24 protein-coding genes and 1 pseudogene are annotated in these 25,184 nt (G+C 73.9%); 16 read left to right on the plus strand and 9 right to left on the minus strand.

The window, feature by feature from the left end; genetic code table 11:
• Positions 1-45: 45 nt before the first annotated feature.
• The 4 genes from F7P10_RS31985 (at position 46) to F7P10_RS32000 (ending at position 4,533) form a co-directional block, all read left to right on the plus strand.
• A complete protein-coding gene (locus F7P10_RS31985; protein WP_151015128.1) occupies positions 46-1,401 on the plus strand; it encodes a cytochrome P450 in 1,356 nt (451 codons plus the stop codon).
• Positions 1,398-2,207: an SDR family oxidoreductase gene (locus F7P10_RS31990; RefSeq protein WP_218040209.1), complete on the plus strand. Its 810-nt coding sequence runs from the start codon at positions 1,398-1,400 to the stop codon at positions 2,205-2,207. Before F7P10_RS31985 ends, F7P10_RS31990 begins: the two co-directional genes overlap by 4 nt.
• Before the next feature lie 105 nt (positions 2,208-2,312).
• Positions 2,313-2,969, plus strand: a complete 657-nt coding sequence (locus F7P10_RS31995) for a TetR/AcrR family transcriptional regulator (RefSeq protein ID WP_151015131.1) — start codon at positions 2,313-2,315, stop codon at positions 2,967-2,969.
• An 85-nt stretch (positions 2,970-3,054) separates the two neighbouring features.
• Complete coding sequence (locus F7P10_RS32000) at positions 3,055-4,533, plus strand: carboxylesterase/lipase family protein (RefSeq protein WP_151015133.1); 1,479 nt, start codon at positions 3,055-3,057, stop codon at positions 4,531-4,533.
• Positions 4,534-4,659: 126 nt separating this feature from the next.
• On the opposite strand, the gene F7P10_RS32005 is transcribed toward F7P10_RS32000, so the two are convergent.
• Both F7P10_RS32005 and hisN read right to left on the minus strand, forming a co-directional pair.
• Positions 4,660-4,851, minus strand: a complete 192-nt coding sequence (locus F7P10_RS32005) for a hypothetical protein (protein ID WP_151015135.1) — start codon at positions 4,849-4,851, stop codon at positions 4,660-4,662.
• A 119-nt stretch (positions 4,852-4,970) separates the two neighbouring features.
• A pseudogene (gene hisN, locus F7P10_RS32010) lies at positions 4,971-5,773 on the minus strand (histidinol-phosphatase).
• 144 nt (positions 5,774-5,917) lie between these two features.
• On the opposite strand from hisN, the gene F7P10_RS32015 reads away from it, so the two are divergent.
• Entirely contained in the window at positions 5,918-6,766 is an 849-nt protein-coding gene (locus tag F7P10_RS32015; protein ID WP_151015137.1) for a hypothetical protein, read from the plus strand.
• Here the strand turns inward: F7P10_RS32015 and F7P10_RS32020 are convergent.
• From F7P10_RS32020 to F7P10_RS32040, 5 genes are all read right to left on the minus strand, one after another.
• The gene (locus F7P10_RS32020; protein ID WP_176611746.1) at positions 6,763-7,341 is read right to left on the minus strand and encodes a hypothetical protein; all 579 of its coding nucleotides are present in this window, start codon (positions 7,339-7,341) and stop codon (positions 6,763-6,765) included. The two genes, F7P10_RS32015 and F7P10_RS32020, sit on opposite strands and share 4 nt — an antisense overlap.
• The gene (locus F7P10_RS32025; RefSeq protein ID WP_254716130.1) at positions 7,302-8,324 is read right to left on the minus strand and encodes a serine/threonine-protein kinase; all 1,023 of its coding nucleotides are present in this window, start codon (positions 8,322-8,324) and stop codon (positions 7,302-7,304) included. Before F7P10_RS32025 ends, F7P10_RS32020 begins: the two co-directional genes overlap by 40 nt.
• Before the next feature lie 36 nt (positions 8,325-8,360).
• Positions 8,361-9,326: a ribosome small subunit-dependent GTPase A gene (gene rsgA, locus F7P10_RS32030; RefSeq protein WP_218040210.1), complete on the minus strand. Its 966-nt coding sequence runs from the start codon at positions 9,324-9,326 to the stop codon at positions 8,361-8,363.
• Between the two features lie 57 nt (positions 9,327-9,383).
• Positions 9,384-10,697: a 3-phosphoshikimate 1-carboxyvinyltransferase gene (gene aroA / locus F7P10_RS32035; RefSeq protein WP_151015143.1), complete on the minus strand. Its 1,314-nt coding sequence runs from the start codon at positions 10,695-10,697 to the stop codon at positions 9,384-9,386.
• A 211-nt stretch (positions 10,698-10,908) separates the two neighbouring features.
• Positions 10,909-11,808 (minus strand): DoxX family protein, encoded by a 900-nt coding sequence (locus F7P10_RS32040; protein WP_151015145.1) that lies wholly within the window; start codon positions 11,806-11,808, stop codon positions 10,909-10,911.
• Between the two features lie 51 nt (positions 11,809-11,859).
• On the opposite strand from F7P10_RS32040, the gene F7P10_RS32045 reads away from it, so the two are divergent.
• A complete protein-coding gene (locus F7P10_RS32045; RefSeq protein WP_151015147.1) occupies positions 11,860-12,630 on the plus strand; it encodes an SOS response-associated peptidase in 771 nt (256 codons plus the stop codon).
• A gap of 25 nt (positions 12,631-12,655) precedes the next feature.
• Here the strand turns inward: F7P10_RS32045 and F7P10_RS32050 are convergent, their stop codons facing one another.
• Complete coding sequence (locus tag F7P10_RS32050; protein WP_254716131.1) at positions 12,656-13,450, minus strand: class I SAM-dependent methyltransferase; 795 nt, start codon at positions 13,448-13,450, stop codon at positions 12,656-12,658.
• Positions 13,451-13,660: 210 nt separating this feature from the next.
• On the opposite strand from F7P10_RS32050, the gene F7P10_RS32055 reads away from it, so the two are divergent.
• The 7 genes from F7P10_RS32055 (at position 13,661) to F7P10_RS32085 (ending at position 20,847) form a co-directional block, all read left to right on the plus strand.
• Positions 13,661-14,410, plus strand: coding sequence for a sigma-70 family RNA polymerase sigma factor (locus F7P10_RS32055; RefSeq protein WP_254716132.1), 750 nt, complete (start codon positions 13,661-13,663; stop codon positions 14,408-14,410).
• Between the two features lie 89 nt (positions 14,411-14,499).
• Complete coding sequence (rsrA, locus tag F7P10_RS32060) at positions 14,500-14,805, plus strand: mycothiol system anti-sigma-R factor (RefSeq protein ID WP_151015151.1); 306 nt, start codon at positions 14,500-14,502, stop codon at positions 14,803-14,805.
• Between the two features lie 46 nt (positions 14,806-14,851).
• The gene (locus F7P10_RS32065; protein WP_368077495.1) at positions 14,852-15,757 is read left to right on the plus strand and encodes an NAD-dependent epimerase/dehydratase family protein; all 906 of its coding nucleotides are present in this window, start codon (positions 14,852-14,854) and stop codon (positions 15,755-15,757) included.
• A gap of 610 nt (positions 15,758-16,367) precedes the next feature.
• The gene (locus F7P10_RS32070) at positions 16,368-17,714 is read left to right on the plus strand and encodes an HD-GYP domain-containing protein (RefSeq protein WP_151015155.1); all 1,347 of its coding nucleotides are present in this window, start codon (positions 16,368-16,370) and stop codon (positions 17,712-17,714) included.
• Between the two features lie 22 nt (positions 17,715-17,736).
• Positions 17,737-19,086, plus strand: coding sequence for an HD-GYP domain-containing protein (locus tag F7P10_RS32075; protein WP_151015157.1), 1,350 nt, complete (start codon positions 17,737-17,739; stop codon positions 19,084-19,086).
• Positions 19,087-19,192: 106 nt separating this feature from the next.
• The gene (locus tag F7P10_RS32080; protein ID WP_151015160.1) at positions 19,193-20,539 is read left to right on the plus strand and encodes an acetyl/propionyl/methylcrotonyl-CoA carboxylase subunit alpha; all 1,347 of its coding nucleotides are present in this window, start codon (positions 19,193-19,195) and stop codon (positions 20,537-20,539) included.
• Positions 20,540-20,622: 83 nt separating this feature from the next.
• The gene (locus F7P10_RS32085) at positions 20,623-20,847 is read left to right on the plus strand and encodes a hypothetical protein (protein ID WP_151015161.1); all 225 of its coding nucleotides are present in this window, start codon (positions 20,623-20,625) and stop codon (positions 20,845-20,847) included.
• Between the two features lie 207 nt (positions 20,848-21,054).
• Here F7P10_RS32085 and F7P10_RS32090 read toward each other — a convergent pair whose 3' ends face one another.
• Complete coding sequence (locus tag F7P10_RS32090) at positions 21,055-21,549, minus strand: N-acetyltransferase (RefSeq protein ID WP_151015163.1); 495 nt, start codon at positions 21,547-21,549, stop codon at positions 21,055-21,057.
• Positions 21,550-21,707: 158 nt separating this feature from the next.
• On the opposite strand from F7P10_RS32090, the gene F7P10_RS32095 reads away from it, so the two are divergent.
• The 3 genes from F7P10_RS32095 (at position 21,708) to bioB (ending at position 25,183) form a co-directional block, all read left to right on the plus strand.
• Positions 21,708-23,378, plus strand: coding sequence for a carotenoid oxygenase family protein (locus tag F7P10_RS32095; RefSeq protein WP_151015165.1), 1,671 nt, complete (start codon positions 21,708-21,710; stop codon positions 23,376-23,378).
• Between the two features lie 81 nt (positions 23,379-23,459).
• Positions 23,460-24,191 carry a dethiobiotin synthase gene (gene bioD / locus F7P10_RS32100; protein WP_176611747.1) on the plus strand — a complete coding sequence of 244 codons (732 nt, stop codon included), beginning with the start codon at positions 23,460-23,462 and terminating at the stop codon, positions 24,189-24,191.
• A complete protein-coding gene (gene bioB / locus F7P10_RS32105; protein WP_151015167.1) occupies positions 24,188-25,183 on the plus strand; it encodes a biotin synthase BioB in 996 nt (331 codons plus the stop codon). The genes bioD and bioB overlap by 4 nt, the downstream gene beginning before the upstream one ends.
• The last annotated feature ends 1 nt before the right edge of the window (position 25,184 follow it).

The following is a 25,184-nucleotide window of genomic DNA, read 5'->3' on the forward strand; positions in this document are numbered from 1 at the left end:
CAACATTTTCCGTCCTTTTGTTGCACACATCCCCCCGGAGGTGCCATGACGGGCGTCCTCGCGCCGCCGCCCCAGGGCAGCGACCTGAAACCGGTTCCCGGAGTGCCGGGCATCCCCTACATCGGCAACACGCTCGCGGTGATGCGGGACCCGATCGGCCAGGCCCGCAAGCGCTACGACGCGTACGGGCCGGTCGCCTGGGGCTGGCTGCTCGGGCAGCGCACGTGCACGGTGCAGGGGCCGGAGGCCGCGGAGGCCGTCCTGGTCAACCGGGACAAGGCCTTCGCGAACGGCCCCGCCTGGAGCTACTTCATCGGCCCGTTCTTCAACCGGGGCATCATGCTCCTGGACTTCGAGGAGCACCTGCACCACCGCCGCATCATGCAGCAGGCGTTCACCAAGGCCCGCCTGCGCGCCTACATGGACGCGATGGCGCCCGGCATCGCCGCGGGACTCGACGCCTGGGAGGCGGGCCGGGACTTCAAGGTCTACGACCACGTCAAGCAGCTGACGCTCGACCTCGCGGTGGACGTGTTCATGGGCGTCGAGCTGGACCGCACGGAACGCGACCGCGTCAACGGCGCGTTCATCGACGCGGTCCGGGCCGGGACCGCGTACGTGCGCTTCCCCGTGCCCGGCCTGCGCTGGCACAAGGGGCTGCGGGCCCGCAAGGTGCTGGAGGAGTTCTTCTACCGGCACCTGCCCGCCAAGCGCCGCGACGGCGGCGACGACCTGTTCGCCGCACTGTGCCAGGCCGAGACCGACGACGGCGACCGCTTCACCGACGAGGACGTCGTCAACCACATGATCTTCGCGCTGATGGCGGCGCACGACACCACCACCATCACGCTGACCACGATGTCCTACCACCTGGCCAAGCACCCCGAGTGGCAGGAGCGGCTCCGGGACGAGTCCCGCGCCCTCGGCAAGCCGCGGCCGGACTACGAGGACCTCGACGCCTTCGTCGGCGTCGATCAGGTGATGAAGGAGTCGCTGCGGCTGGTCGCGCCCGTCCCAGCGCTGCCCCGCAAGGTCGTCAAGGACACCTCGATCCTCGGCTACCACGTGCCCGCCGGGACCGTCGTCGTGGTCCCGATGCTCAGCAACCACCACATGCCGCAGGTGTGGACCGATCCCGAGCGCTTCGACCCCGACCGGTTCTCCCCGGAGCGCCGCGAGGACAAGGCGCACAAGTACGCCTGGGCGCCGTTCGGCGGCGGCGCGCACAAGTGCATCGGGCTGCACTTCGCCGGCATGCAGGTCAAGACGATCATGCATCAGCTGCTCCGGCGGTACCGCTGGAGCGTGCCGGCGCGGTACGAATGGCCGCTGGACACCACGTCCCTTCCCTCGCCCAAGGACGGGCTGCCCGTCCGCCTCGACCGACTGGAGAGCCCGTGAGCAAGGTCATCGCGATCACCGGGGCGGCGCGCGGCATCGGGCTCGCCACCGCCCGCGCCCTCAGGGCGCGCGGCGCCACCGTCGTCATCGGCGACATCGACGAGGCGGCCGTGCGGGCGGCGGCGGACGACCTGGGCGTCACCGGGCTCGCCGTGGACGTCACGTCCCGCGAGTCGTTCGCGGCGTTCCTCGACCGGGCCGAGGCCAAGGCAGGTCCTCTCGACGTCCTCATCAACAACGCGGGGATCATGCCGATCGGGCCCGTCACGCAGGAGAGCGAGGCCGACGCCCGCCGCTGCATCGACATCAACGTGCACGGCGTGATGACCGGCACCAAGCTCGCCCTCGACCGGATGCTGCCGCGCGGGCGCGGCCACGTCATCAACGTCGCGTCGCTCGCCGGGATCCTCTACACCCCCGGCCTCGCCCTCTACAACGCCAGCAAGGCCGCCGTCGTCGCGTTCACCGAGGCGACGCGGCTGGAGGTGCGGGACCGGGGCGTGCACGTCGGCGCCGTCCTGCCGTCCTTCACCAACACCGAGCTGGTCGCCGGGACCGCCAGCCCGAACGGGATGCGCAACTGCGAGCCCGAGGACATCGCGGCCGCCGTCGTGGAGTTGATCGGGCGCCCCCGCCCGCAGGTCGTCGTGCCGAAGAAGCTCGGCACGCAGACCCGGCTGGGCGCGCTGTTCCCCGACCGGGTCCGGCGGGCGGTCTCCCGCCGGTACGGGCTCGACCGGATCTTCCTGGAGTACGACCCGGCGGCCCGGAAGGGCTACGACGCCCGCATCCGTGCCGGCTCCTGAACCCCGCCCCACCGCGGGACCCGCCGCGCCCTCCGCGCCTCCCGGACGGCGCGGCGGGCCCGCGGCGGGTCCCGTCCGGTTCCCGGACGCGGCTAGGGTGCGGGCATGACGACCGACGCGACGGACGCGTCCCGCGCGGGCGGGGGCGCGGGCGCGGGCGGCCTGCTGGCCCGGCTCTCCTCGCCCGAGGCGGGCGGCGCCGACGACCTGGACGCCCGGATCCTGGACGCCGCGCTCGCCGAGTTCGAGACCTACGGGCTGCGCCGCGTCAGCGTCGAGGACGTCGCCCGGCGGGCCGGCGTCGCGCGCACCACCATCTACCGGCGGTTCACCAGCAAGGACCGGCTGCTGCAGGCGGTGATCCTGCGGGAGATGCGCCGGTTCCTCACCGCGATCGCCCGCGCGACCGAGGGCCTCGCGACGCCCGAGGACGCCGTCGTCGAAGGGTTCGTCGCGGGACTGCAGGGCGCCCGGCGGCACCCGCTGATGCGCCGCGTGCTGGACAGCGAGCCCGAGACCCTGCTGCCGCAACTCGGCATGAACGGCGGCGCGGTGCTGGTCGCGGCCCGCGACATCCTCGCCGACCGGCTCCGCCGCGCCCGTCCGGAAGACGCCGCCGACCACGACGCGGTCGTCGAGGTGTTCGTGCGGCTCGCCGCGTCGCTGCTGCTCGTCCCCGGCGGCGGGCTGCCGCTGGAGGACGACGACGACATCCGCGCGTTCGCCCGCGACTACCTGACCCGCATGCTGCACCGCCCGTAGCGGGCCCGTCACGGGGTCGCCGGGCGGGGGCGCCGTCCCGTAGTCTTCGGCTGTTCGAATTTCGTTCTAGAACTGGAGGCGCGACATGGAGGCGGTCGGCTACACGCGGCACGGCAGGGTCCGGGGCACCACCCGCGACGGCGTCACCGCCTTCCTCGGCATCCCCTACGCCGCGCCCCCGTTCGGCCCGAACCGGTTCCAGGCCCCCCGGCCGCCCGAGCCCTGGGACGGGGTCCGGCCCGCCACCGCGTACGGCCCGACGGCCCCGAAGCCCGGCTACGCGGGCCCGTTCAGGAAACTCCTGCCCGACCCCGAGATCCCGGGCGAGGAGTGCCTCAACCTCAACGTCTGGACCCCGGAGATGGGCGGCGCCGGACTCCCGGTCATGGTGTGGATCCACGGCGGCGCGTTCGTCAACGGGTCCGGCGCCGTCCCCACCTACGACGGGCACAACTTCGCGCGGGACGGCGTCGTCTGTGTGACGATCAACTACCGGCTCGGCGTCGAGGGCTTCGCGAACCTGCCGGGTGCCCCGCTCAACCGGGGCCTGCTCGACCAGATCGCGGCGCTGGAATGGGTCCGCGACAACATCGCGGGGTTCGGCGGCGACCCCGACCGGGTCACGGTGTTCGGCGAGTCGGCGGGCGCGATGAGCGTCACCACCCTGCTCTCGCTCGACCTCGGGCTGTTCCGGCGCGCGATCACGCAGAGCGGCGCGGGCAACATCGCCCAGGACCCGGACGACGCGCTGCTCGTCGCCAAGGAGCTCGCGGCCCGCCTCGGCGTCGAACCGACCGCCGCGGGCTTCGCCGCGCTCGACCCGGCCGCGATCCTGCCCGTGCAGGCCGCCGTGTCCGGCGAGGTGTCCGCCCTGCCCGACCCCGGCCGCTGGGGCGCCACCACCGCCGCCGGCGGCATGGCGCTCACCCCGATCCTGGACGGCGAGTTGCTCGCCCGCCGTCCCGAGGACGCCGTCGCGGCCGGTGCCGGACGCGACGTCGCCCTGCTCACCGGCTACACCGCCGAGGAGTTCCGGCTGTTCCTCATGCCGACCGGCGTCGCCGCCGCGCTCACCCCCGACCTGGTCGGCGCCGCCACCGCCGGGATGGGCGTGCCGCCCGCCGTGGCCGCCGCCTACCGGGACCGGTACCCCGAGCTCGGCGCGGGCGAGCTGATGGCGACGATCGTCACCGACAGCCTGTTCCGGATGCCCGCCCACCGCACCGCCGCCGGGCACGCCGCGAACGCCGAGCCCGCCGGCGTCCCCGGGACCTGGATGTACGAGTTCGGCTGGCGGTCCCCGAACCACGACCTCGGCGCCTGCCACGCCCTCGAGCTCGGCTTCGTGTTCGACAACCTCGAACCCGACTCGGAACTGGCCGGGCCGAACCCGCCGCAGGACCTCGCCGACGAGGTGCACCACGCGTGGGTGCGGTTCGCGGCGGACGGCGACCCCGGCTGGGAGCCGTTCGACCCGCGGGCCCGCGCCGTCCGCGTCTTCGACGGCGAGGCGAACGGGACCGTCCGCGACCCGCGCGGCGCCGACCGCGCGCTCTGGGACTAGCCGGCACGGCCCGGACGGCACGGCCCGGACGGTACGGCCCGGACGGTACGGCCCGGACGGTACGGCCCGGACGGTACGGCCGGCCGGCACGGCGTCCGGCCGGGAGGCGACTCCCGGCCGGCGCCGTCAGCCGTTCAGCCGCTTGCGCCCCTGCGCCCGGACCCGCTTGCGCTGCGACGGGTCGAGCATCAGGTACCCGGCGAGCGGCGCGGCGATCACGCCGAGGATGATCAGCGCGGTGATCCACCACGGGAAGATGAACAGGGTCAGGAAGCCGACGGCGACACCGCCGATCACGAACTTGGTCTGGGTCGACATGCCTACCTCCGATACGGGCCGCCCTCTTCGGACAACGGCCGTGCGCCGACCGTCGTTCCACGATATGTCGCGAGTCGCCCGGTGACCAGTGCCGGTACCCCCGGGCACGAATCGTCAGGTCAGATGCGCAGGGAGAGCTGGCCGCCGCCCAGCGTGCGCAGCACGTCCGCGTGCAGCCTCCCGTTCGTGCACACGACGCTGCCGCCGTCCGGGCCCGGCACACCGGTCAGATCGGTGAACATCCCCCGGCCTCCTCCACGATCACCTGCAGGGCCGCGAGGTCCCACAGCGACACCTCCGGCTCCGTCGACACGTCGACGGCGCCCTCGGCGACCATCATGTGCGACCAGAAGTCGCCGAACGCCCGCGTCCGCCACACCTCGCGCGTCAACTCCAGGAACTGCTCCAGCCGCCCCTGCTCCTCCCAGCCGCTCAGGCTCGAGAACGACAGCGACGCGTCCGCCAGCTCCCCGACCGCCGACACGCTGATCGGCGTCGCGCGGGTCAGGCTGCGGCCCGTCCAGGCGCCGCCGCCGCGCGCCGCCCACCAGCGCCGGTTCAGCGCCGGCGCCGACACCACCCCGACGACCACCTCGTCGTTCTCCATCAGCGCGATCAGCGTCGCCCACACCGGGACGCCCCGCACGAAGTTCTTCGTCGCGTCGATCGGGTCGATGATCCAGCAGCGGTTCCCGCCCCCGGTCCGCCCGTACTCCTCGCCGAGGATCGCGTCCCGCGGCCGGGACCGGCCGAGTGTGGCGCGCAACTGCTCCTCGACGCCGCGGTCGGCGTCGCTCACCGGCGTCAGGTCCGGCTTGGTCTCGACGTCGAGATCGAGCGCGCGGAAGCGCTTGGTCGTGATGTCATCGGCCTGGTCCGCCAGCACGTGCGCGAAACGCAGGTCATCGGAATAGCCCGCCACGGCGTGCCACGCTACCGTGACCGCCCGGTGCCCCGACACACCCGGCCGGGCGGGGACGGACCCGCCGCCGCCCCGCGGCCGCTTCCGGGCGCCGGTCGGCGTGACGGCCCGCCCGGAAGGCCCGTCCGATGGCAGCATGGGCGCATGGCCCACGAACTGCCCGGATGGGTGGCAGACCTGACCGATCCGCGCCGCGCGCGGACGCTGGACGAGCTGGCCGACCGGCTCGTCCCCCTCGCCGAGCACGCGATCGACGTCTCCCGGCGGCTGCAGGCCCAGCTGAACGAGCTGAACGAGCCGTTCAAGCGGGAGGCGCTCTACGGCAGCGTCGAGCGGCTCAAGGCCCGCACCGGCGAGGCCCTGGAGGAGATCACCGGCGAGCTCACCGCGTCGGGGGAGCGGCGCATCGAACGCCTCTGGTCGGACTGGGCCGGACGGACGCGCCCGTCCGGCCGCGCCCGCGAGCCCGAACTGCGGCGGCTCCTGGACCGCGAGGTCGTCCCCGCCCTGTCCGAGCGGCACCGGGAGGTCGCCGAGCGGGTCGCCGAGCGGACGTCCCGGGCGCTGGAGGAGTCGACGCGGACCCTCCTCACCCGCGTGGAGGAACTGGCCAGGGCCGTCAACGCCCTCGTCCAGGACGTGCTTCCCCTCGCCCGCGAGGGGCTGGAGCTCGCCGGCCGGGTCTCCGCGCTCTCCGGCTCGGCCCGCCGGGCCGGGCGCGGCCCCGTCCCGGCCGAGCTGGCCGATTCCGCCGCCGAGGTCACCCGCGCATTCGACGAGGCCGTCGCCCGCCTCGAACTCGAATGGGCCGCGGTCGGCGCCCGCGCCGCGACCGTCCGGGCGGCGCTGCGCGGCGCGGAGGAGAACGCGTTCAGCCAGGTCGCCGAGGAGATGACGCGCTCGGTCGAAGACCTCGCGCCCGAGCACGTCAAGGCGCTGAACGAGGCCGAGGAACGCGCCCGCGCCCTCCTCGAGGAGCCCACGAAGGGCTAGCCGGCGGCGCGGAGGGTCTTCAGGAACGTCTCGTAGTGCGGGACCACTTCCCGCCAGGTGTCCGCTCGGCCGACCAGGACGGCCTGGTAGACCGCGTCGTCGAACCGGAACACCCGCACGCGGCAGCGGCCCGCGACCCCGTCCTGCGTGAACGTGAACTCCAGCTCCGCGGCGTCGTGCCCCTGGTAGCTGAGGCTGCGATCGAAGCGCACCTGGTCGTAGTCCTGGTACGAGTCGTCCCGTGCGAAGCCTTCGGCCGCGTCGGCGAGGGAACCGCCGAGGTCGGCGTGGCTGGAGGCGATCCGCTGGATCGCGATGCCGCGCCTGCTGCCCTCGGCCGGATCGCTGAACGTCACGTCGTCGCCGGACGCCTCCGCCTTCCAGCCTTTCGGCACCGCGACGGCGAACGACGACCCCTCGTACGGCTCGTAACCGGCGGGGACGCCGGTGCTCCCCGACCCCGTGGAGCCGCTCCCCGGCGACGACGCCGCGGCCGAACCGGACCCTCCCGGCCCGCCCTTCCCGTCGCCCTGGGTCAGGAACACGGCGGCCGAGACGACGCCCGCGACCAGCACGACCGCGAACACCCCGAGCGGCAGGAGCAGCGCCCACCGGGCGCCCGGACGTCCACCGCCCGTCCGGACCTCGGCGGGCGGGACGGTCGCCGCCTGCGGCGGAACCGGCACCGGGCCCGGGGGACGGGGTGCGCCGTCGTGTGGGGGAGCGGGGACGGCGGCGCGAACGGGGCCGGGGTCCCGGCCGCCGCCTGCCGGAGCAGGCGCTCGGCCTCCTCGGGCCCGGCCCGCTCGTCCGGCTCGCGGCGCAGCAGGCCCCGCAGGACGGGCGTGAGCGGCCCGGCGAGCCGGAGCGGGTCCGGTTCGTCCGCGAGCAGCGCGCCCATCACGCCCCACACGTCCGCGCGCCGGTACGGCGGCCGTCCCTCGACGGCCGCGTAGAGCGTGGCGCCCAGCGACCACAGGTCCGACGCCGGGGACGCCTTCTGCCTGCGGGCCTGCTCGGGCGCGAGGTACGCGGGGGAGCCGACGATCGCGCCGGTCCGGGTGATCGTCTCGTCGCCCGCGACGGTCGCGATGCCGAAGTCGGTGAGCACGGCCCGGTCCGGCGGCAGCAGGACGTTGCCGGGCTTGACGTCCCGGTGGACGACGCCCGCCGCGTGGGCCGCCCGCAGCGCGTCGAGCAGGTCGAGGCCGATCCGCGCGACCCGCTCGGGCGGCAGCGGCCCCTCGCCCTTGACGATCGCGTCGAGCGACTTCGCCCGGATCAGCTGCATGACGATCCAGGGACGCCCGTCCTCCTCGACGACGTCGTACACGGTGACGATGCCCGGATGGTCGAGCCGCGCCGCCGAGCGGGCCTCGCGGAACGTCCGCGTGTAGACGCGGCCGATCTGCTCGCCGTCCAGTCCGGTGGGCGGCGTGACCTCCTTGATCGCCACCTCGCGGTCCAGGACCCGGTCGCGGGCGCGCCACACGGCGCCCATCCCGCCCCGGCCGAGCAGCTCCAGCGGCTCGTAACGGTCGGCGATCACTGGGGGCATGGGAGGGACGATACCGGCCGAACGCGACCCGGACGGCTAATCCGCTTCACCCTCGCGGCTGGCGAGCAGGCGGCGCAGCGAGTCGAGGCGGGCCTTGCCCGCATGGCCCTCGGCGACCCACTCGTCCAGCCCGCAGTCGTCCTGGAAGTGGTCGCACTGCGGCGGGCAGCGCTCCGCCGCGCCCTCCGCGAGGTCCTCGAACGCGCCGAGCACGTTCGCCGGATCGACGTGCGCGAGCCCGAAGCTCCGCACGCCCGGCGTGTCGATGATCCAGCCGTCCGCGCCGGGCAGCTCCAGCGCGATCGCCGACGACGACGTGTGCCGGCCGCGCCCGGTGACCGCGTTCACGTCGCCGACCGCCCGTGCCGCGTCCGGGACGAGCGCGTTCACCAGCGTCGACTTCCCGACGCCCGAGTGCCCGACCAGCACGCTCGTCCGTCCCGACAGGTGCTCGCGCAGCTCGCCCAGATCGCCGCCGCGCCGCGTCGCCACGCACGGGAACCCGAGCGGCGCGTACTCGGCGATCAGCTCGGCGGGGTCGGCGAGGTCGGCCTTGGTCAGGCACAGCAGCGGGTCCATGCCCGCGTCGTAGGCGGCGACGAGCTGCCGGTCGATCATCCGGGGCCGCGGCTCCGGGTCGGCCAGCGCGGTCACGATGACCAGCCGGTCGGCGTTGGCGACGACGATCCGCTCGAACGGGTCGGTGTCGTCGGCCGTCCGCCGCAGCTCCGACGTGCGCGGCTCCACCCGGACGATCCGGGCGAGCGTGTCCGCGGCGCCCGACACGTCCCCGACCAGCGCCACCCGGTCGCCCACCACCACGCCCTTGCGGCCCAGCTCGCGGGCCCGCATCGCGGTGACGGCGCGCTCGCCGTCCGCGCCGGGCTCGGCCAGGCAGCGGTAGCGGCCCCGGTCCACCGCGACCACCAGCGCCGCGGTCGCGTCCTCGTGCGCCGGACGGCGCCGGGTGCGCGGCCGCGACCCCCGGCGTCCGGGCCGCACCCGGACGTCGTCCTCGTCGTATTCCCGTCGTTTCGCCAGCGCCTCGCCCTCTCGTCCTCAGCCGGACGCCCGCAGCGACGCCCACAGCCCGGTGAAGTCCGGCATCGTCTTGCCGACCGTGCCCGGATTCTCCACCTCGACGCCGGGAACGGCCAGCCCCAGGACGGCCGCCGCCATCACCATCCGGTGGTCGTCGTAGGTGCGGAACACGCCGCCGCGCAGCGGCCGCGGCCGGATCTCCAGCCCGTCCGGCAGCTCCCGGGCGTCGCCGCCGAGCCGGTTCAGCTCGGCGACCAGCGCCGCCAGCCGGTCGGTCTCGTGCCCGCGCAGGTGCGCGATGCCGGTCAGCCGCGACGGCGACCCGGCCAGCGCCGCGAGCGCCGCCAGGACGGGCGTCAGCTCGCCGACCTCGTGCAGATCGGCCTCCAGCCCCGCGTACTCCCCGGCGCCCGGGCCCCGCACCGTCAGCCCGTCCGGCCCGCGCGACACCTCGGCGCCCATCTCCGCGAGGAGCCCGCGCAGCGCGTCGCCCGGCTGCGTCGTCGCGTCCGGCCAGCCCGGCACGGTGACGCGCCCGCCCGTGACGAGCGCGGCGCCGAGGAACTGCGCGGCGTTCGACAGATCGGGCTCGATCACCCACTCCCCGCCGCGCACCGGCCCCGGCGCGACCCGCCACAGGTTCTCGCCCGTCTCCACCGCCACGCCCGCCTGCCGCAGCATCTGGACGGTCATCGCCAGGTGCGGCGCCGACGGGACCGGCGGCCCCTCGTGCCGCACCTCCACGCCCTTGCCGAACCGGGGCGCGGCCAGCAGCAGCCCCGACACCAGCTGCGACGAGCCGGACGCGTCGATCGTCACCGCGCCGCCCGGCACGGCGCCCGTCCCGCGGACCGTGAACGGCAGCGCCCCGCGCCCGCCGTCGTCGATCTCCGCGCCGAGCGCCCGCAGGGCCGCGACGATGGGGCCCATCGGACGCTCGCGGGCGCGCGGGTCGCCGTCGATCGCCACCTCGCCGCGGGCCAGCGCCGCCACCGGCGGCAGGAACCGCATCACCGTCCCCGCGAGGCCCACGTCCACCCGCGCCGGGCCCCGCAGCTCACCGGGGAGGGTCTGCCAGTCGTCGTGGTCCTCGCCGATGCCGACCCCGAGGGCGCGCAGCGCGTCCGCCATCAGCTCGGTGTCGCGGCTGTGCAGCGGACGGTGGACGCACACCGGTTCGTCGGCCAGCGCCGCGAGGATCAGCGCCCGGTTGGTCATCGACTTCGACCCGGGCAACGCCACCGTGGCGTCCACGGGACCGTCGGCGACCGGGGCCGGCCAGTGCGGCGACGACGATTCCGGGGAGGACGATTGCGGAGAAGGCGAGGGCATACCCCGAGTTTATTGCGTCGCCTGCGTGTTTCTTAGCAAGGCCCTCGGCGTCAGGCCCTGGGGGCCTTCCTTCAACGGGCCTTGCGGTGCGATCGCTGCATCGCTCCGGCTCGCCCAGGGGCTCGCTGCGCGATCGGATTCTCGCAGGCTCGAATCCGGCTTCGCTCGCGATCGCAGTGGTACCGGCCCGCTGCGGCTCGGGGGCGGGCCGTTAGCGTTTCACGGCCTGCTTCACCTTGCCTGCCTGCACGGCGGTGCCCGCCTTGACCGTCTGGCCGGCCTTCATCGCGCGCTGCGCCTGCGCGGACGTCCCGGCCTTGACGGTCTTGCCCGCCTGCTTGCCCATCTTGCCGCCCTGCTGCACGCGCGTCTGCAGGGTGCCGGTGCCGCTCCGCGCGGCGGCCTTGAAGGGGCCGAAGCCGATCGTTCGGCTGCTCTTGCGGCCGCCCTTGCCCAGGCCCTTCGTCATGCCGGTCGTCATGGTCTTCGCGCTCTGCGCGATGCCCGCGCCCTTGCCCGCGCCCTTCCCGGCGCGGTAGCCCGCCTTCGCGGCCTTCCGTCCGCTCTCCGCGCGGGCCGCCCGGACCTGGCGGGCCGCCTCGCGGCGGGCGTCCCGCAGCGTCACCGCGGCCTCCCGGCGCAGCGCCCGCGCCTCCGCACCGCTCTTGATCTGCGTCTCCCGCGCCGCACGCCGCACCTCCGCGAGCCGGGGGGCCCGGCGCGGCTCCGCGGCCACCATCAGGAGCGCGCCGAACAGTCCGGCGTTCTTCAGCAGGTGCGCGCGCTCGTTCGCGCGCTCGTCCGGGTCGTCCACGGTCCAGTAGCGGTGCTCGGTCGCCATGGCGGGGACGACCTGGGCCGCGAGCAGCAGCGTGGTCAGCCGGCGGAACCGGCCGGTGAGCAGGAGGGCGCCGGTGCCGACGCTGAGCGCGCCCTGCATCCGCACGAGGGATTCGGGGTCCTTCGGCAGCCAATCGAACCGGTCCGCCACCGGCTTGGCCGCCGGCGCGACCCGCTCGGCGCGCTCCCGCGGGTCCCGCATCGCGTCCAGTCCGGTCATGATGAAGGGGGCCGCCACGAACGGGCGGGCCAGGGTCGTGAACGGTCGCATGACCCGCTACATGCCCAACACGCCGGGCCTCATGCGCGGCAGGATGGACACATGTGCGGTCGATACGCCACCTCCAGGGCCCGCCAGGAACTTCTCGACGAGTTCCGCGTGCAGGTCGACGCCGTCGAAGGCGATCTCGAACCCGACTACAACGTCGCGCCCACCAAACAGGTACCGGTCGTCCTCGACCGGGTGCCGAAGGACGCACCGGAGGAGAGCGCTCCCGCCCGGCAACTGCGGACCGTCCGCTGGGGGCTCGTCCCGTCCTGGGCCAAGGACCCCGCGATCGGCAACCGGATGATCAATGCGCGGGCCGAGACCGTGCACGAGAAGCCGTCCTACCGCCGCGCGTTCGCCAAGCGCCGCTGCCTGCTGCCCGCCGACGGCTATTTCGAGTGGTACGTCCTGCAGAACGAGGACGCGGAGAAGAAGCCCAAGAGGCCGCCCAAGCAGCCGTTCTTCATCCGCCCCAAGGACGGCGGGGTCATGGCCATGGCCGGGCTGTACGAGCTGTGGAAGTCGCCCGAGGACGAGTGGCTCTGGACGTGCACGGTCATCACCACGAACGCGCCGGACGACCTCGGCCGCATCCACGACCGGATGCCGATGATCGTCGAGCCGGACCGCTGGGACGCCTGGCTCGACCCGGCGCTCACCGACCCCGACCGCGTCCGCGGCCTGCTCGTCCCCGCCATGGCCGGGACGATGGACGCCTTCCCGGTGTCCAAGGCCGTCAACAGCGTGAAGAACAACGGCCCCGAGCTCGTGGAACCGGCCGACGGCGGGGACGGCCTCGCCGACCCTCCGGGCGCCTTGTTCTGACGGCCCCGCCCGCCGGCGGGCGCCGTCAGGGCAGGACGGCACTCGCCAGCAGGTGGATGCCCAGGGACTCGTCGCCCATCGGCGCGTTCAGCTCCTCCCGGACGAGCCGCGGCAGGGCGCGCGGCGAGCGGCCGAGGACGTGCTCGACGGTCGAGGGGGACAGCACCGTGCGCGGCCTGATCCACTCGACCTCCAGGCCCGCGCCGCCGAGCAGCTCGCGGAGCTGCTCGGCGCCGAAGCACCGGGTGATCGTCCCGTCCGGCCAGGGCACCAGGACGACCTCGGCGCTCGGCACGTCCGACAGGTGCGCCCAGTAGTTGCGCTCGGCGAGCAGCGCCATGCCGAGCGTGAGCGAGTCGACGCACAGCAGGACGCGGCCGCCGGGGCGCAGCACCCTGGCGATCTCGCCGACCGTCTCCTCGGTCGCCAGGTGCCGGGACAGGACGCGGTTCTCCGCGACGACGGCGTCCACGGACGCGTCGTCGAGGAAGTCCAGCGTCCCCGAGTCGCCGAGCACCGGGATCGTCGCGGCCGTCCCGTCGCCGGACGGGCGGGCCGCGCCGCCCGGCGCGGCCCGTTCCAGCAGCGGGTCGCGCACCTCCAGCACCGAGTGGCCCGCGCCGGCCGCGCGCCCCGCGCAGCGCCCGTCCCCGCCGGACAGGTCCAGCACCCGGGACGGGCCGCGCGGCAGCCACCGCGTCAGCTGGGCATCGGACACCGCCCAGTAGAAGGTCCAGTAGCGCTCCAGAGAGTCCCCCGCTCCGTCGCCGGAGGGATCGCGCAGGCTGGCGATGGTGGGCTCGGGAGGTCGTGCCGGCACCGGTAGCACCGCATTGCTCCTGTTCTCGCCATATAGGTCACTTCTTCCCCGTCTGGGCCCGCTCATCACCCTCCGTGCAGGACACGCCTGAAAGCCCTCCCGGCCTCCCCGCGACCGTGATCCGGATCGCGGGAATCGACGGGGACGTCCCGGCGTTGCACCGTCTCATAAGCGTGAGACGAACGAGTACAGCCCGAAGGTGGAGGTCCCATGACCACGGCCGTTGCCGAATACCCCCGAGGTGCCGGGGTATCGCCCCTCGGCAAGGCACCGGCACCCAGAGGCGCGCTCAGGTTGCGCGGCCCGATATCGTCTAGCGGGGACGACACGGCCGGTGTCGCCGCAGACGAGGGGGTGGGTCAGGTACCGGGCACCACGGAGACCGTGGAGCAGCGCCAGGAGCGCTTCCAGCGCGACGTGCTCCCGTTCTTGGACCAGCTGTACTCCGCCGCGCTGCGCATGACGCGCAACCCGGCGGACGCCGAGGATCTCGTGCAGGAGACGTTCGCCAAGGCGTTCGCGTCCTTCCACCAGTTCAAGGAGGGCACGAACCTCAAGGCGTGGCTCTACCGCATCCTGACCAACACGTTCATCAACTCCTACCGCAAGAAGCAGCGCCAGCCGCAGCAGTCGGCCACCGAGGAGATCGAGGACTGGCAGCTCGCGCGCGCCGAGTCGCACACCTCCAGCGGGCTGAAGTCCGCCGAGGCCGAAGCGCTGGAGCACCTGCCCGACTCCGACGTCAAGCGGGCGCTGCAGGACCTGCCGGAGGAGTTCCGGATCGCCGTCTACCTCGCCGACGTCGAGGGATTCGCCTACAAGGAGATCGCCGAGATCATGGGCACCCCCATCGGCACGGTGATGTCGCGGCTGCACCGGGGCCGGCGCCAGCTGCGCGGCATGCTCGAGGACTACGCGCAGGAGCGCGGCCTCACCCGGGCGAACGGAGGGCGGTCATGACGCACGCGCCCGTCCGTCGCCCGAAACGGAGCGACATGCCGGACACCGCGCCCGGACGCGGCGCGGTGCGCGAGAAGGGTGAGTGAGCCATGAGCTGTGGCGACCACCATGACACCCCCTGCGACGAGGTTCTGGCCCGCGTCTACACCTATCTGGACGGCGAGCTGGACCAGGGCGGCTGCGGCGAGGTCCGCCAGCATCTGGACGAGTGCGGGCCGTGCCTGCGCGAGTACGGTCTCGAGGAGGCCGTGAAGAAGCTGGTGAACAAATCCTGCGGCTGCGAGCCCGCCCCGGAGGACCTGCGCACCAAGGTCCTCGGCCGCATCGAGCAGATCTGCGGCGAGATCAAGACGACCGGCGGCGAACGCACGGAAACCGAAACCGAAACCGCCTGACCGGACGGCGCGGAGTTCGCGGGGTTATCGTTCTCCCGTGCTCGTTATGGTCACCGGCGCGGCCGGATTCATCGGTTCCCATCTCGTCGACCGGCTCCTCGCCGACGGTCACGAGGTCGTCGGCGTGGACGATCTGTCGTCCGGCGCGAACGTCCGTCCGGACGTCGAGCTGTGGGAGCTGGACGTCGCCGACCCGGCGCTCGCCGAGCGGGCCGCCGCGCGCCGGCCCGAGGTCGTCTGCCATCTGGCCGCGCAGGTCAGCGTGCGGGCGAGCGTCGCCGACCCCGGGCACGACGCCCGGACGAACGTGCTCGGCACCGCGAACGTCCTGGAGGCGGTGCGCGCGGCGGGCGGACGCAAGGTCGTCTTCGCCTCCAGCTGCGCCGTCTACGGGGTGCCGGACGCGCTGCCCGTCCCGCCGGACGCCGAACTGCGGCCCGCGTCCCCGTACGCGGCGTCGAAGGTGTCGGGCGAGGTCTACGCCCAGACGTACCGGGCGCTGCACGGCGTGGACTTCACCACGCTCACGCTGGCCAACGTGTACGGGCCGCGGCAGACCCCGGAGGGCGAGGCGGGCGTCGTGTCGATCTTCACGGACGCGCTCCTCGACGGGCGCGCGACGCAGGTGTACGGCGACGGCACGCAGACCCGCGACTACGTGTACGTCCTCGACGTCGTGGACGCGTTCGCCCGCGCGGTGGACGAGCGCGGCGGCGGGCGGCGGCTCAACGTGGGCACCGGCCTGCAGACGACCGACCGCGAACTGCACACGCTCGTCGCCGCCGCCGCGGGCGCCCCGGACGAACCCGAGTTCGCGCCGCCGCGCCTCGGCGACCTCCCGGCGATGGCGATCGATCCCGGGCCGACGCTGGGGGCGCTCGGCTGGGCGCCGCGGGTGTCGCTGCCGGACGGGCTCGCGGCGACGGTCGCATGGGCCCGCGAGCGCCGCTGAGCCGCGGTCGGGCGGGCCGGAGCCGAGCCGCGGCCGGGCCGGAGCCGTGTACGGAACCGCCGGGAACCGCCCGCGATGCCCTCTACGCCGCCGAACACCGGTGAATGCCGGGCCTATCCCTTTCCGGGGCCGTTTCTGGTTGTTTAGTTTACCGTTTGCCTCCTGCACGTGCATTTATGTCGTGCATAACGGCGGTGCGCATACGTTGCGTATAAAGCGATGGAGAAATGATCACTTAAGGTGACGGTTGGTTCACACTTTGCTCACGATTCCTCGCATGCCTGTGTGACCTGGGCAGTTCGCGTTAGGCTTGTGCCGAATTCAGCGACGGGAGCACGGTGCGCACCCGGGAATTCGGGGTATGTGTCTCGCCCGGAGGTCGGGGGCCGTCGGAGTCCCGGCCGGCCGGTCGAGCACCGGCGTTCCGGATTTCCGTGGGGGGAGGCAAGGAGTCATGCTGCATCGCGAGATGCCTGTCCGGACGGCCCGGCACTCGAGCGCCACGGCGTCGTCGCTGATGATGCCCAAGGGCGTGTCCTGGGTCTAGTGCCGGCAGGCACGAGCGATCCCGGCGGCGGCCCGCCCAGTCGTCATCCCCGAGGGGGCGGCAATGCGTGGACTACCTCTCGCTGCCTGGGCGTACGTGTGCGGTGTGGTCGTCCTCGCGGCCGGCCTCATCGCGACGTCGTCCTTCGCGGAGCTGGACTGGAGCAAGCTGGCCGTGCTGGCCGTGCTGTTCCTCGTGTGCGACTCCGCGCCGGCCAGACTCAACGTCGAGCGCGCGCGCGTCTCGATGAGCTTCGCCGCCAGCCTGGCGTCCGTGGTCCTGCTGGGACCGGCCGGCGCGGCGCTGCTCGGCTGCTGCGCCGTCGTCACCGGGCAGCGGATCCTCGCGCCGGAGAAACGGCTGTTCAACGGCGCGCAGTTCGCGCTCAGCGGCTTCATCGCCGGAACCGTCTTCGAACTGCTCGGCGGTGACCGCTTCCGCCCCGAGCAGGCCCGCTGGGTGGAGAACGTCATCGGCCCCTTCCTCGGCGCGCTCGTCACCTTCGTCGTCGTCAACCTGGCGCTCACCGCCGGCGTGCTGCTGCTCAGCCGGCAGGCGGCGCCCCGCGAGCTGATCCGCGACAGCGGCCAGCTCGCCGTCGGCTGCCTCGCCTACGGCATGTTCGGCCTGCTCATCGCCGGGCTGTGGCCGCGGGTCGGGCCGCTCGCGGCCGTCCTGGTCCTGCTGCCGCTGTTCATCGCCCGCTGGGCGATGGAGCAGGCCCACGCGCAGCACCAGGCGCACGCGGCGACCCTCGCGTCGCTCTGCCAGGCCGTCGAGACGAAGGACTACTACACCCGCGGCCACTCCGAGCGCGTCTCCCGCGGCTCCGTCATGATCGCCAAGGAGATCGGGATGCGCGCCGACCGGGTCGAGGCCATCCGCTACGCCGGGATGCTGCACGACGTCGGGAAGCTCGGCGTCCCCACCAAGGTGCTGCAGAAGGCCGGATCGCTGACCGCCGAGGAGTTCGCGGCGATCCAGCTGCACCCGATGCGCGGGCTGGAGATCGTCCGGGACATCGGGTTCCTGGACGAGGCGCTCGCCGGCATCATGCACCACCACGAGAAGGTGAACGGGCGCGGCTACCCGATGGGCCTCGCCGGCGACGAGATCCCCGAGTTCGCCCGCGTCATCTCCGTCGCCGACGCGTTCGACACGATGACCTCCACCCGCTCGTACCGGCCCGCCCGCAGCATCGAGGAGGCCGTCGCCGAACTGGAGCGCTGCATCGGCGACCACTTCGACCCCGTCATGGTCGAGGCGTTCCTGCGGGCCCTCGACCGGGACGGCTGGGAGCCGCCCAAGCCGATGACGCCGCCCGACGACGACATCGCCGAGACCACCCGGCAGGACCACGACGACCCCAGCGCGCCGCTGCGCGTCGCCGGGGACGAAGTCCGCAAGTGACCGACCCGGCGGGAAAGCAAGCGTGACCAGCACCCAGATCCGCGCCCGGGAACGGGCCGCGTGGCAGACCATCGACTCCGGCCAGCTCCTCCTCATCGCCACCGCCGGCCTGTTCGCGATCGTCGCGATCACCCAGGTCGCCGCCGTCGGGCTCGTCCAGCCCGACATCGCGGTCATCTTCGGCGTGCTCGTCGCGCTCGGCGAACTGTTCCGCATGGTGATGCCCGGCAACCGCGAGATGGCCCCCATCGCCACCGCCGGCGCCATCGGCTACGCGCTGCTCGTCGGCATCGGCCCCGAGGGCGCCCCGGCGGACGCCCCGCTCGGCGTCGTCCCCGCCGTCCACTCGCCGCTGCAGGTCGTCGCCGTCACCGCCGTCGGCATGCTGATCGGGTCGCTGCCGCACATCGCCGTCGGCCGCACCCCGCGCCCGGACGCGATGGCGCGGCGGCTGTTCACGGTCTCGGTCGTCGCGCTGTGCTTCCGCCCGCTCCTGAACCTCGACCTCGCCTGGTACCTGCTGCTCGCCTCGATGGGCCTGGTCGTCATCGCGTCCTGCTTCACCGACGTGGTGATCGCCGCGCTGATCCGCGCCGAGGCCGTCCGCACCCGCTTCGGCATCGCGCTGCGCGACGAGATCGGCGCGAAGATGGCGCTGTGCGCGGCGACCAGCGCCACCGCCATGCTGATCGCCGTCTCCACCACCGCGATGGGGCAGGCCGCGCTGCTGATCTTCACGGTGCCGATCCTGGTCACCCAGTTCGCGTTCCGCCGGTACGCGGGCGTCCGCGCGACCTACCTGCAGACCGTCCGCGCCCTGTCGCGCGTCACCGAGGTCGGCGGGTACGTCGAGACCGGCCACTCCCGGCGGGTCGCGGCGTTCGCCGTCGCGATGGGCCGCGAACTCGGCATGGCCGAGGCCGAACTCCTCGAGCTGGAGTACGCCGCGCTCATGCACGACATCGGGCAGCTGTCCCTCGGCGACCCGATCCCCGGCGGCGCCACCGTCCTCGCGTCCCCCACCGAGCAGCGCCGCATCGCCGAACTCGGCGCCGAGGTCATCAAGGAGACCGGCGTCCTGGACCGGGTCGCGCACATCGTCCGGCTCTCCTCGCACCCCTACCGGACGGGACGGCCCGCCGACGACGCGGCCGACCCGGGCGAGGGCGACGCCGACCGCCCGATCGCGCCGCCCCTCGCCAGCCGCATCATCAAGGTCGCCAACGCCTACGACGACCTCGTCGGCGAGTCCCCCGACCGCGACCGGGGCGCGGCCGTCCTGGAACGGCTGCGGCTCGACTCCGCCGCCGAGTACGATCCGACCGTCGTCGAAGCGCTCAGCCGGGTGGTGGACCGCCGCACCCGGCCGTGACCGGCCGCGTGGCGGCCCGCCGGTTGGCATCCGCGCCGCCCGGGCGCGAGGATGGCCGAAGCCCGGCCGGGCCGCCCGGCCCGCCGTCCCGAAGGAGTGTCCGCAGGTGTTCGAGTCCGTGCTCGTGGCGAACCGGGGAGAGATCGCCGGCCGGATCATCCACACCGCGCGCGCGATGGGCCTGAAGGCCATCGCGGTGTACTCGCAGGCCGACGCGGACCTGCCGTTCGTCGCCGAGGCCGACGAGGCCATCCTGATCGGACCCGCCGACCCCGCCCGCAGCTACCTGAACGCCCCCGCGATCATCGAGGCGGCGCGGCGGACGAACGCGCAGGCCGTCCATCCCGGCTACGGGTTCCTCGCGGAGAACGCCGACTTCGCGCGGCAGGTCGCCGCCCGCGACCTGATCTGGGTCGGCGCGCCGCCGCTCGCCATCGCCCGTCTCGGCGACAAGATCAACGCCCGGAACCTGGTGAAGGAGGCGGGCGTCCCCGTCGTGCCCGGCGTGTGGGAGCCCGTCCCGGACGTCGACACCGCCGTCGAGGAGGCCGAGCGGATCGGCTACCCCGTCATGGTCAAACCCGCCGCCGGCGGCAACGGCATCGGGATGAGCGCCGCCCACGACGAGGCCGCGCTCCGCCGTGCCTACGACAACGCCCGCGTCCGCGGCGAGCGCATCTTCGGCCGCACCGACATCCTGCTCGAACGGTACGTGCCGAACGCCAGGCACGTCGACGTGCAGATCCTCGGGCTGCCCGACGGGACGGTCGTCGCGCTCGGCGACCGCGACTGCTCCGTCCAGCGCCGCCACCAGAAGCTCGTCGAGGAGTCCCCGTCCCCGGGCGTCTCCCCGGAGCTGCGCGAACGGATGCTGGCCGCCGCCGTCCGGGCCGGGCGGGCCGTCGGGTACCGCGGCGCCGGCACCGTCGAGTTCCTCGTCGACCCCGCCGCGCAGGAGTGCCACTTCCTCGAGATGAGCGCCCGGCTGCAGGTGGAGCACCCCGTCACCGAACTCGTCAGCGGCGTCGACCTCGTCGAGCTGCAGTTCCGGATCGCCGCGGGCGAGCCCGTCCCGGACGCGTTCATGGGCCCCCGCGGGCACGCGATCGAGTTCCGCGTCTACGCCGAGGACCCCGAACGCTTCCTGCCCGCGCCCGGCCGCATCAAGGTGTGGGAGGAGCCCGTCGGGGACGGCATCCGCATCGACGCCGGATACGCGGAGGGCAACACCGTCACCTCGTACTACGACCCGCTGCTGGCCAAGCTGTGCGTGCACGGCGACGACCGCGCCCACGCGCTGAGCCGCGCGCGGGCCGCCGTGGACGCGTTCCGCATCGAGGGGCTCGCGACGAACCTGCCGTTCCACGCCGAGCTGCTCGGCCGGCCCGAGTTCGCGGACGGCTCCTACGACACGGGCCTCGTGGCGCGCATGCGGGCCGCGGCGCCCCGCTGAACTCGCGGCATCCCGGCCCGATCGGACCCGGAGCGGCGCCCTCGGCACCACCGCCCACCGGCGCGCCGGTACGGTAGCCCACCGTGGAGACGTACTGCGACCGCTGCGGCGGTCCCGCCGACCGGGACGACCACGCGGCCTGCCGCGCGGCGCGGCGGATGGAGCCGCCCCGTTACTGCGCCCGCTGCCGCCGCCGGATGATCGTGCAGGTGACGCCGCTCGGCTGGACGGCCCGGTGCGCCGAGCACGGCGACCTCGGCAGCGACGCCGAAACCACCCCCGACACCCCCGGCCGCGCCCGCACCTGACGCCCCGCCGGGGCCGAACCCCGAACCGCCCGGCGGCCGGGCGGGTGCCGGCTGCCGGGGGGACTGCGGCGACAGGACGGCTGCCGGGGGAAGGCGGCGGACGGCTGCCGGGGGGAAGGCGGCGGCAGTTCGGTCGGCGGCCTGGCCCGGTCCGGCTCCGGCCCGACACGGCCCGCTCTGGTCTGGCCCGGCCCGGTCCGGCCCGGGTCAGCAGGTGAGCGCGTAGGTGAGGAGCGTCAGGCCGGGCACGGGGCTCCAGTCCCGGTCGGGCGTCCGGGTGAAGCCCATGCGCTCGTACAGGCGGTGCGCGTCGCGCATGTTCGGCTGCGTCGAGAGGCGCAGCCCGCGGAGCCCGGCGGCCCGCGCGCGGTCGACGCACGCCGTGACCAGCGCCCGTCCGGCCCCGGTGCCGCGCGCCCGCGCCAGGACCGCGAGCATCCGGAACTCGGCCTCGTCCGGTGCCGCCAGCTCGGCGTACGGGCTGCCCGGCGGGCAGTACGCGACGGCCCCGGCGACCTCGCCGCCCGCGGCGGCGACCAGCAGCTCGGTCTTGGCGGCGCGGTCGGCGGCGTCGGCCAGCGTCGCCACGTAGGACGACTCCGGCGACACGAGGCCGCTGTGCACGTAGACCTCGACGGTCAGCGCGCCGATCAGCTCGTACTCGTCCGGCCGCGCCGTCCGGACGATCACGGGTTCGGGCACCGGGGCACCTCCGGTTCGGACTTCGGGTTCCGCCGGGACGGACGGGACCGAGCCCAGATTAGCCGCGCCGGAGGACGAATCGGACGGTAGTCGTTAGAGGGTTGACGACGCCCGGTGCGGCGGGGTCGACTGGCGGGAGCCGACCCCCTGGAGGCGTCATGCCGATACCGCGTTCCATCCTCGGCGAGGACCACCCGGACATGGACCTGGAGGTGATCGCGGGCGCCTGGCCGGACGACGTGCGCGGCCACTTCGTCGTCAGCACCTCCGACCAGCGCAGCCACCCCCTGCACGCGTTCTTCGGCGACGGGATCATCGCCCGGATGCCGCTGCGGCCCGGACCGGACGGACGGTTCCCGTGGCGGGCGCGCGTGCTCGACACCCCGTCCGTCCGGCTGAAGCGCGCCCGTCCCGACCTGTTCACCGCCGGTCCCGTCGGCACCAGCTCGCCGTGGGGGTTCGTCAACTGCGCGAACACCGCCCCGCTGCCGTGGGGCGACCGCCTGTTCGCGACGTGGGACGCCGGGCGCCCCGTCGAGGTCGACTCGGTCACCCTCGGCTTCGTCGCCGAGGTCGGCCACCGCGACGACTGGAAGCCCGCGATGGACCAGGCGGTGCTGCCGCTGATCTCGTCGTCCGCGCACCCCGTCGTCGACCCCGACCGCGGCTGCATGTGGAACGTCAGCCGCGACGTCCTCACCGGCACCGTCTCGGTGATCCGCTACGACGGGACGGGTCCGCGGGTGCACCGCTGGGACGTCGAGAACGCGACGCTGCCGCAGGCCACGCACACCATCACGCAGACGCGCGACTGGCTCGTCCTCGCCGACACCGCCTTCAAGATCGACGCCGACGAGATCTTCGGCGGGGACCGCACCGTCGCCAACAACTCCGACGGGCCCGTCCTGCTGATCCGCAAGGACGACCTCGCCCCCGGCGCGACCACGGTCGCCTGCAAGGAGTTCCGCATCGCGCCCGAGGTGAACCACTTCTACGCGCGCTACGACGACTCCGACGGCGTCCAGGTCGTCATGGAGCACACCCCGGGCGTGGACATCGGCATGTACCTGCGTGAGGACGACCTCGACGTGCACGGTCGCCCCATCGACCCCGCCCTGCGCGGGATGTACTGCCACGGCATGACGCCCGCGCTCACGACCGTCCTGCAGTTCGACCCGGAGACGGGCCAGGTGCGCGAACGCGCGCGCGCCCACGACCCGTCCCGGTGGTGGCAGGCCGAACTGTCCGCCATCGACTGGAGCCTGGAAGGGCAGACCGATCCCACCCGCCACCACCTCGTCTACATCGGGTTCCACCCGGAGGGGATCAACCAGCGCGCCCTGCGGAACTACGAGGGCCGCATCGACACGTCCCTGTTCCCCGGGGAGGAGACCCCGGCCGTCCTCGTCTCGCACGACCGCGACGACCTCAAGGCCCTCGCCGAATGGACGTTCGCGCTCGACGACTACCCGACGTCGCCGTCGTTCGTCCCGCGCGGCACCGCCACCGCGAAGGGCGGCACCCGGTACGCCGGCTCGTCCCCGGGCGGGCACGACGGCTACCTCGTCGTCGCCGTCCACAACGACGACCGGTTCCGCGTCGAGCTGTTCGACGCCGCCGACGTGGGCCGCGGGCCCGTCGCCGTCCTCGCGCCGCCGCGCGGCACGACCGTCCCGTTCCTGATCCACTCCGCGTGGATGCCCGAGGCCCGCCCCGCCCCGGACGTCGAACGGCACCGGTTCGCCGCCGACCTCGACGCCCGCCTCGACCAGCTGGACCCCGAGTTGCGGGCCGTCACCCGCGAGGTCGCCGAGGCCCTCGGCGGCTGAACCCGGTTACAAACCGCCCCGCCGATTCCTGTGGGATTCGGCGACGGACCGGGCCGCGGGCCCCGCGCTAGTGTGCCGGGCGTGAGCGTGCTCGTGATCACCGGAACCTGTACCGGCGTGGGGAAGACCGTCGTGACGGCCGCGCTGGCCGCCGTCGCCGCCGCGCGCGGCATGCCGGTCGCGGTCGTCAAACCCGGGCAGACGGGCACCCGCCCCGGCGAGCCCGGCGACCTGGACGACGTCCGCCGGCTCGCCGGGATCGAGGACGTGCACGAGTTCGCGCGGTTCCCCGACCCGCTGTCCCCGGCGGCCGCCGCCCGGCTCGCCGGGGTCCCGCCCGTCCGGCTGCCCGAGGTCGCCGAACGCGTCCGGGCCCTGGCGGACGACCGCCGCCTCGTGCTCGTCGAGGGCGCGGGCGGCCTGCTCGTCCGCTACGACGAGGAGGGCGGGACGATCGCCGACCTCGCCCGCTGGCTCGGCGCCGCGGTCGTCGTCGTCACCCGCCCCGACCTCGGCACCCTCAACCACACGGCGCTGACGCTGGAGGCGATGGCGCACCGCGGCGTGCAACTCGCCGGCGTCGTCATCGGCGCCTGGCCGGACGAGCCCGACCTCGCGCAGCGCAGCAACATCCGGGACCTGGAGACCATCGCCGCCCGTCCCCTCGCGGGCGCGCTGCCCGCCGGTGCGGGCGCCCTGGACGCCGCCGAGTTCCTCGTCGCCGCCCACCGCGGCCTGGCCCCGGCGTTCGGCGGCGCGTTCGACCCTGCTACCTTCCGCGACAGCTACGGACTCGATAAGGAGAACACGTGAGTGACATCTTGGAGACCGCGCGCCGGCAGGTTCTGGAGGAGGGCGAGGGCCTTTCCGCTGACCAGGTCCTGGAGTGCCTGACGCTGCCGGACGACCGTCTCGAAGAGCTGCTCGCGCTCGCCCACGAGGTCCGGATGCGCTGGTGCGGCCCCGAGGTCGAGGTTGAGGGCATCGTGTCGCTGAAGACCGGCGGCTGCCCCGAGGACTGCCACTTCTGCTCGCAGTCCGGCAAGTTCGAGTCCCCGGTCCGCTCGGTGTGGCTGAACATCCCCGAGCTGGTCGAGGCCGCGAAGGAGACCGCCAAGACCGGCGCCACCGAGTTCTGCATCGTCGCGGCCGTCCGCGGCCCGGACGAGCGCCTCATGTCGCAGGTGCGGGACGGCGTCAAGGCCATCAACGACGCCGTCGAGATCAACATCGCGTGCTCGCTCGGGATGCTCACCCAGGAGCAGGTCGACGAGCTCACCGCGATGGGCGTCCACCGCTACAACCACAACCTGGAGACCGCCCGCTCGCACTTCGCCAGCGTCGTCACCACCCACTCGTGGGAGGAGCGCTGGGACACCCTGCGCATGGTGAAGGAAGCCGGCATGGAGGTCTGCTGCGGCGGCATCATCGGGATGGGCGAGACCGTCGAGCAGCGCGCCGAGTTCGCCGCCCAGCTCGCCGAACTGGAGCCCGACGAGGTCCCGCTGAACTTCCTCGCGCCCCGCCCCGGCACCCCGTTCTCCGACCTGCCGCTCGTCGAGGGCCCGGACGCGCTGCGCACCATCGCCGCGTTCCGGCTCGCCCTGCCCCGGACGATCCTGCGCTACGCGGGCGGGCGCGAACTCACCCTCGGCGACCTCGGCACCCGCGAGGGCATGCTCGGCGGCATCAACGCGATCATCGTCGGCAACTACCTCACCACCCTCGGCCGTCCGGCCGAGAAGGACCTGGACCTGCTCACCGACCTCCAGATGCCCATCAAGGCCCTCACCCAGACCCTCTGAC

The organism is Actinomadura sp. WMMB 499, assembly GCF_008824145.1.
Lineage (GTDB): Bacteria > Actinomycetota > Actinomycetes > Streptosporangiales > Streptosporangiaceae > Spirillospora.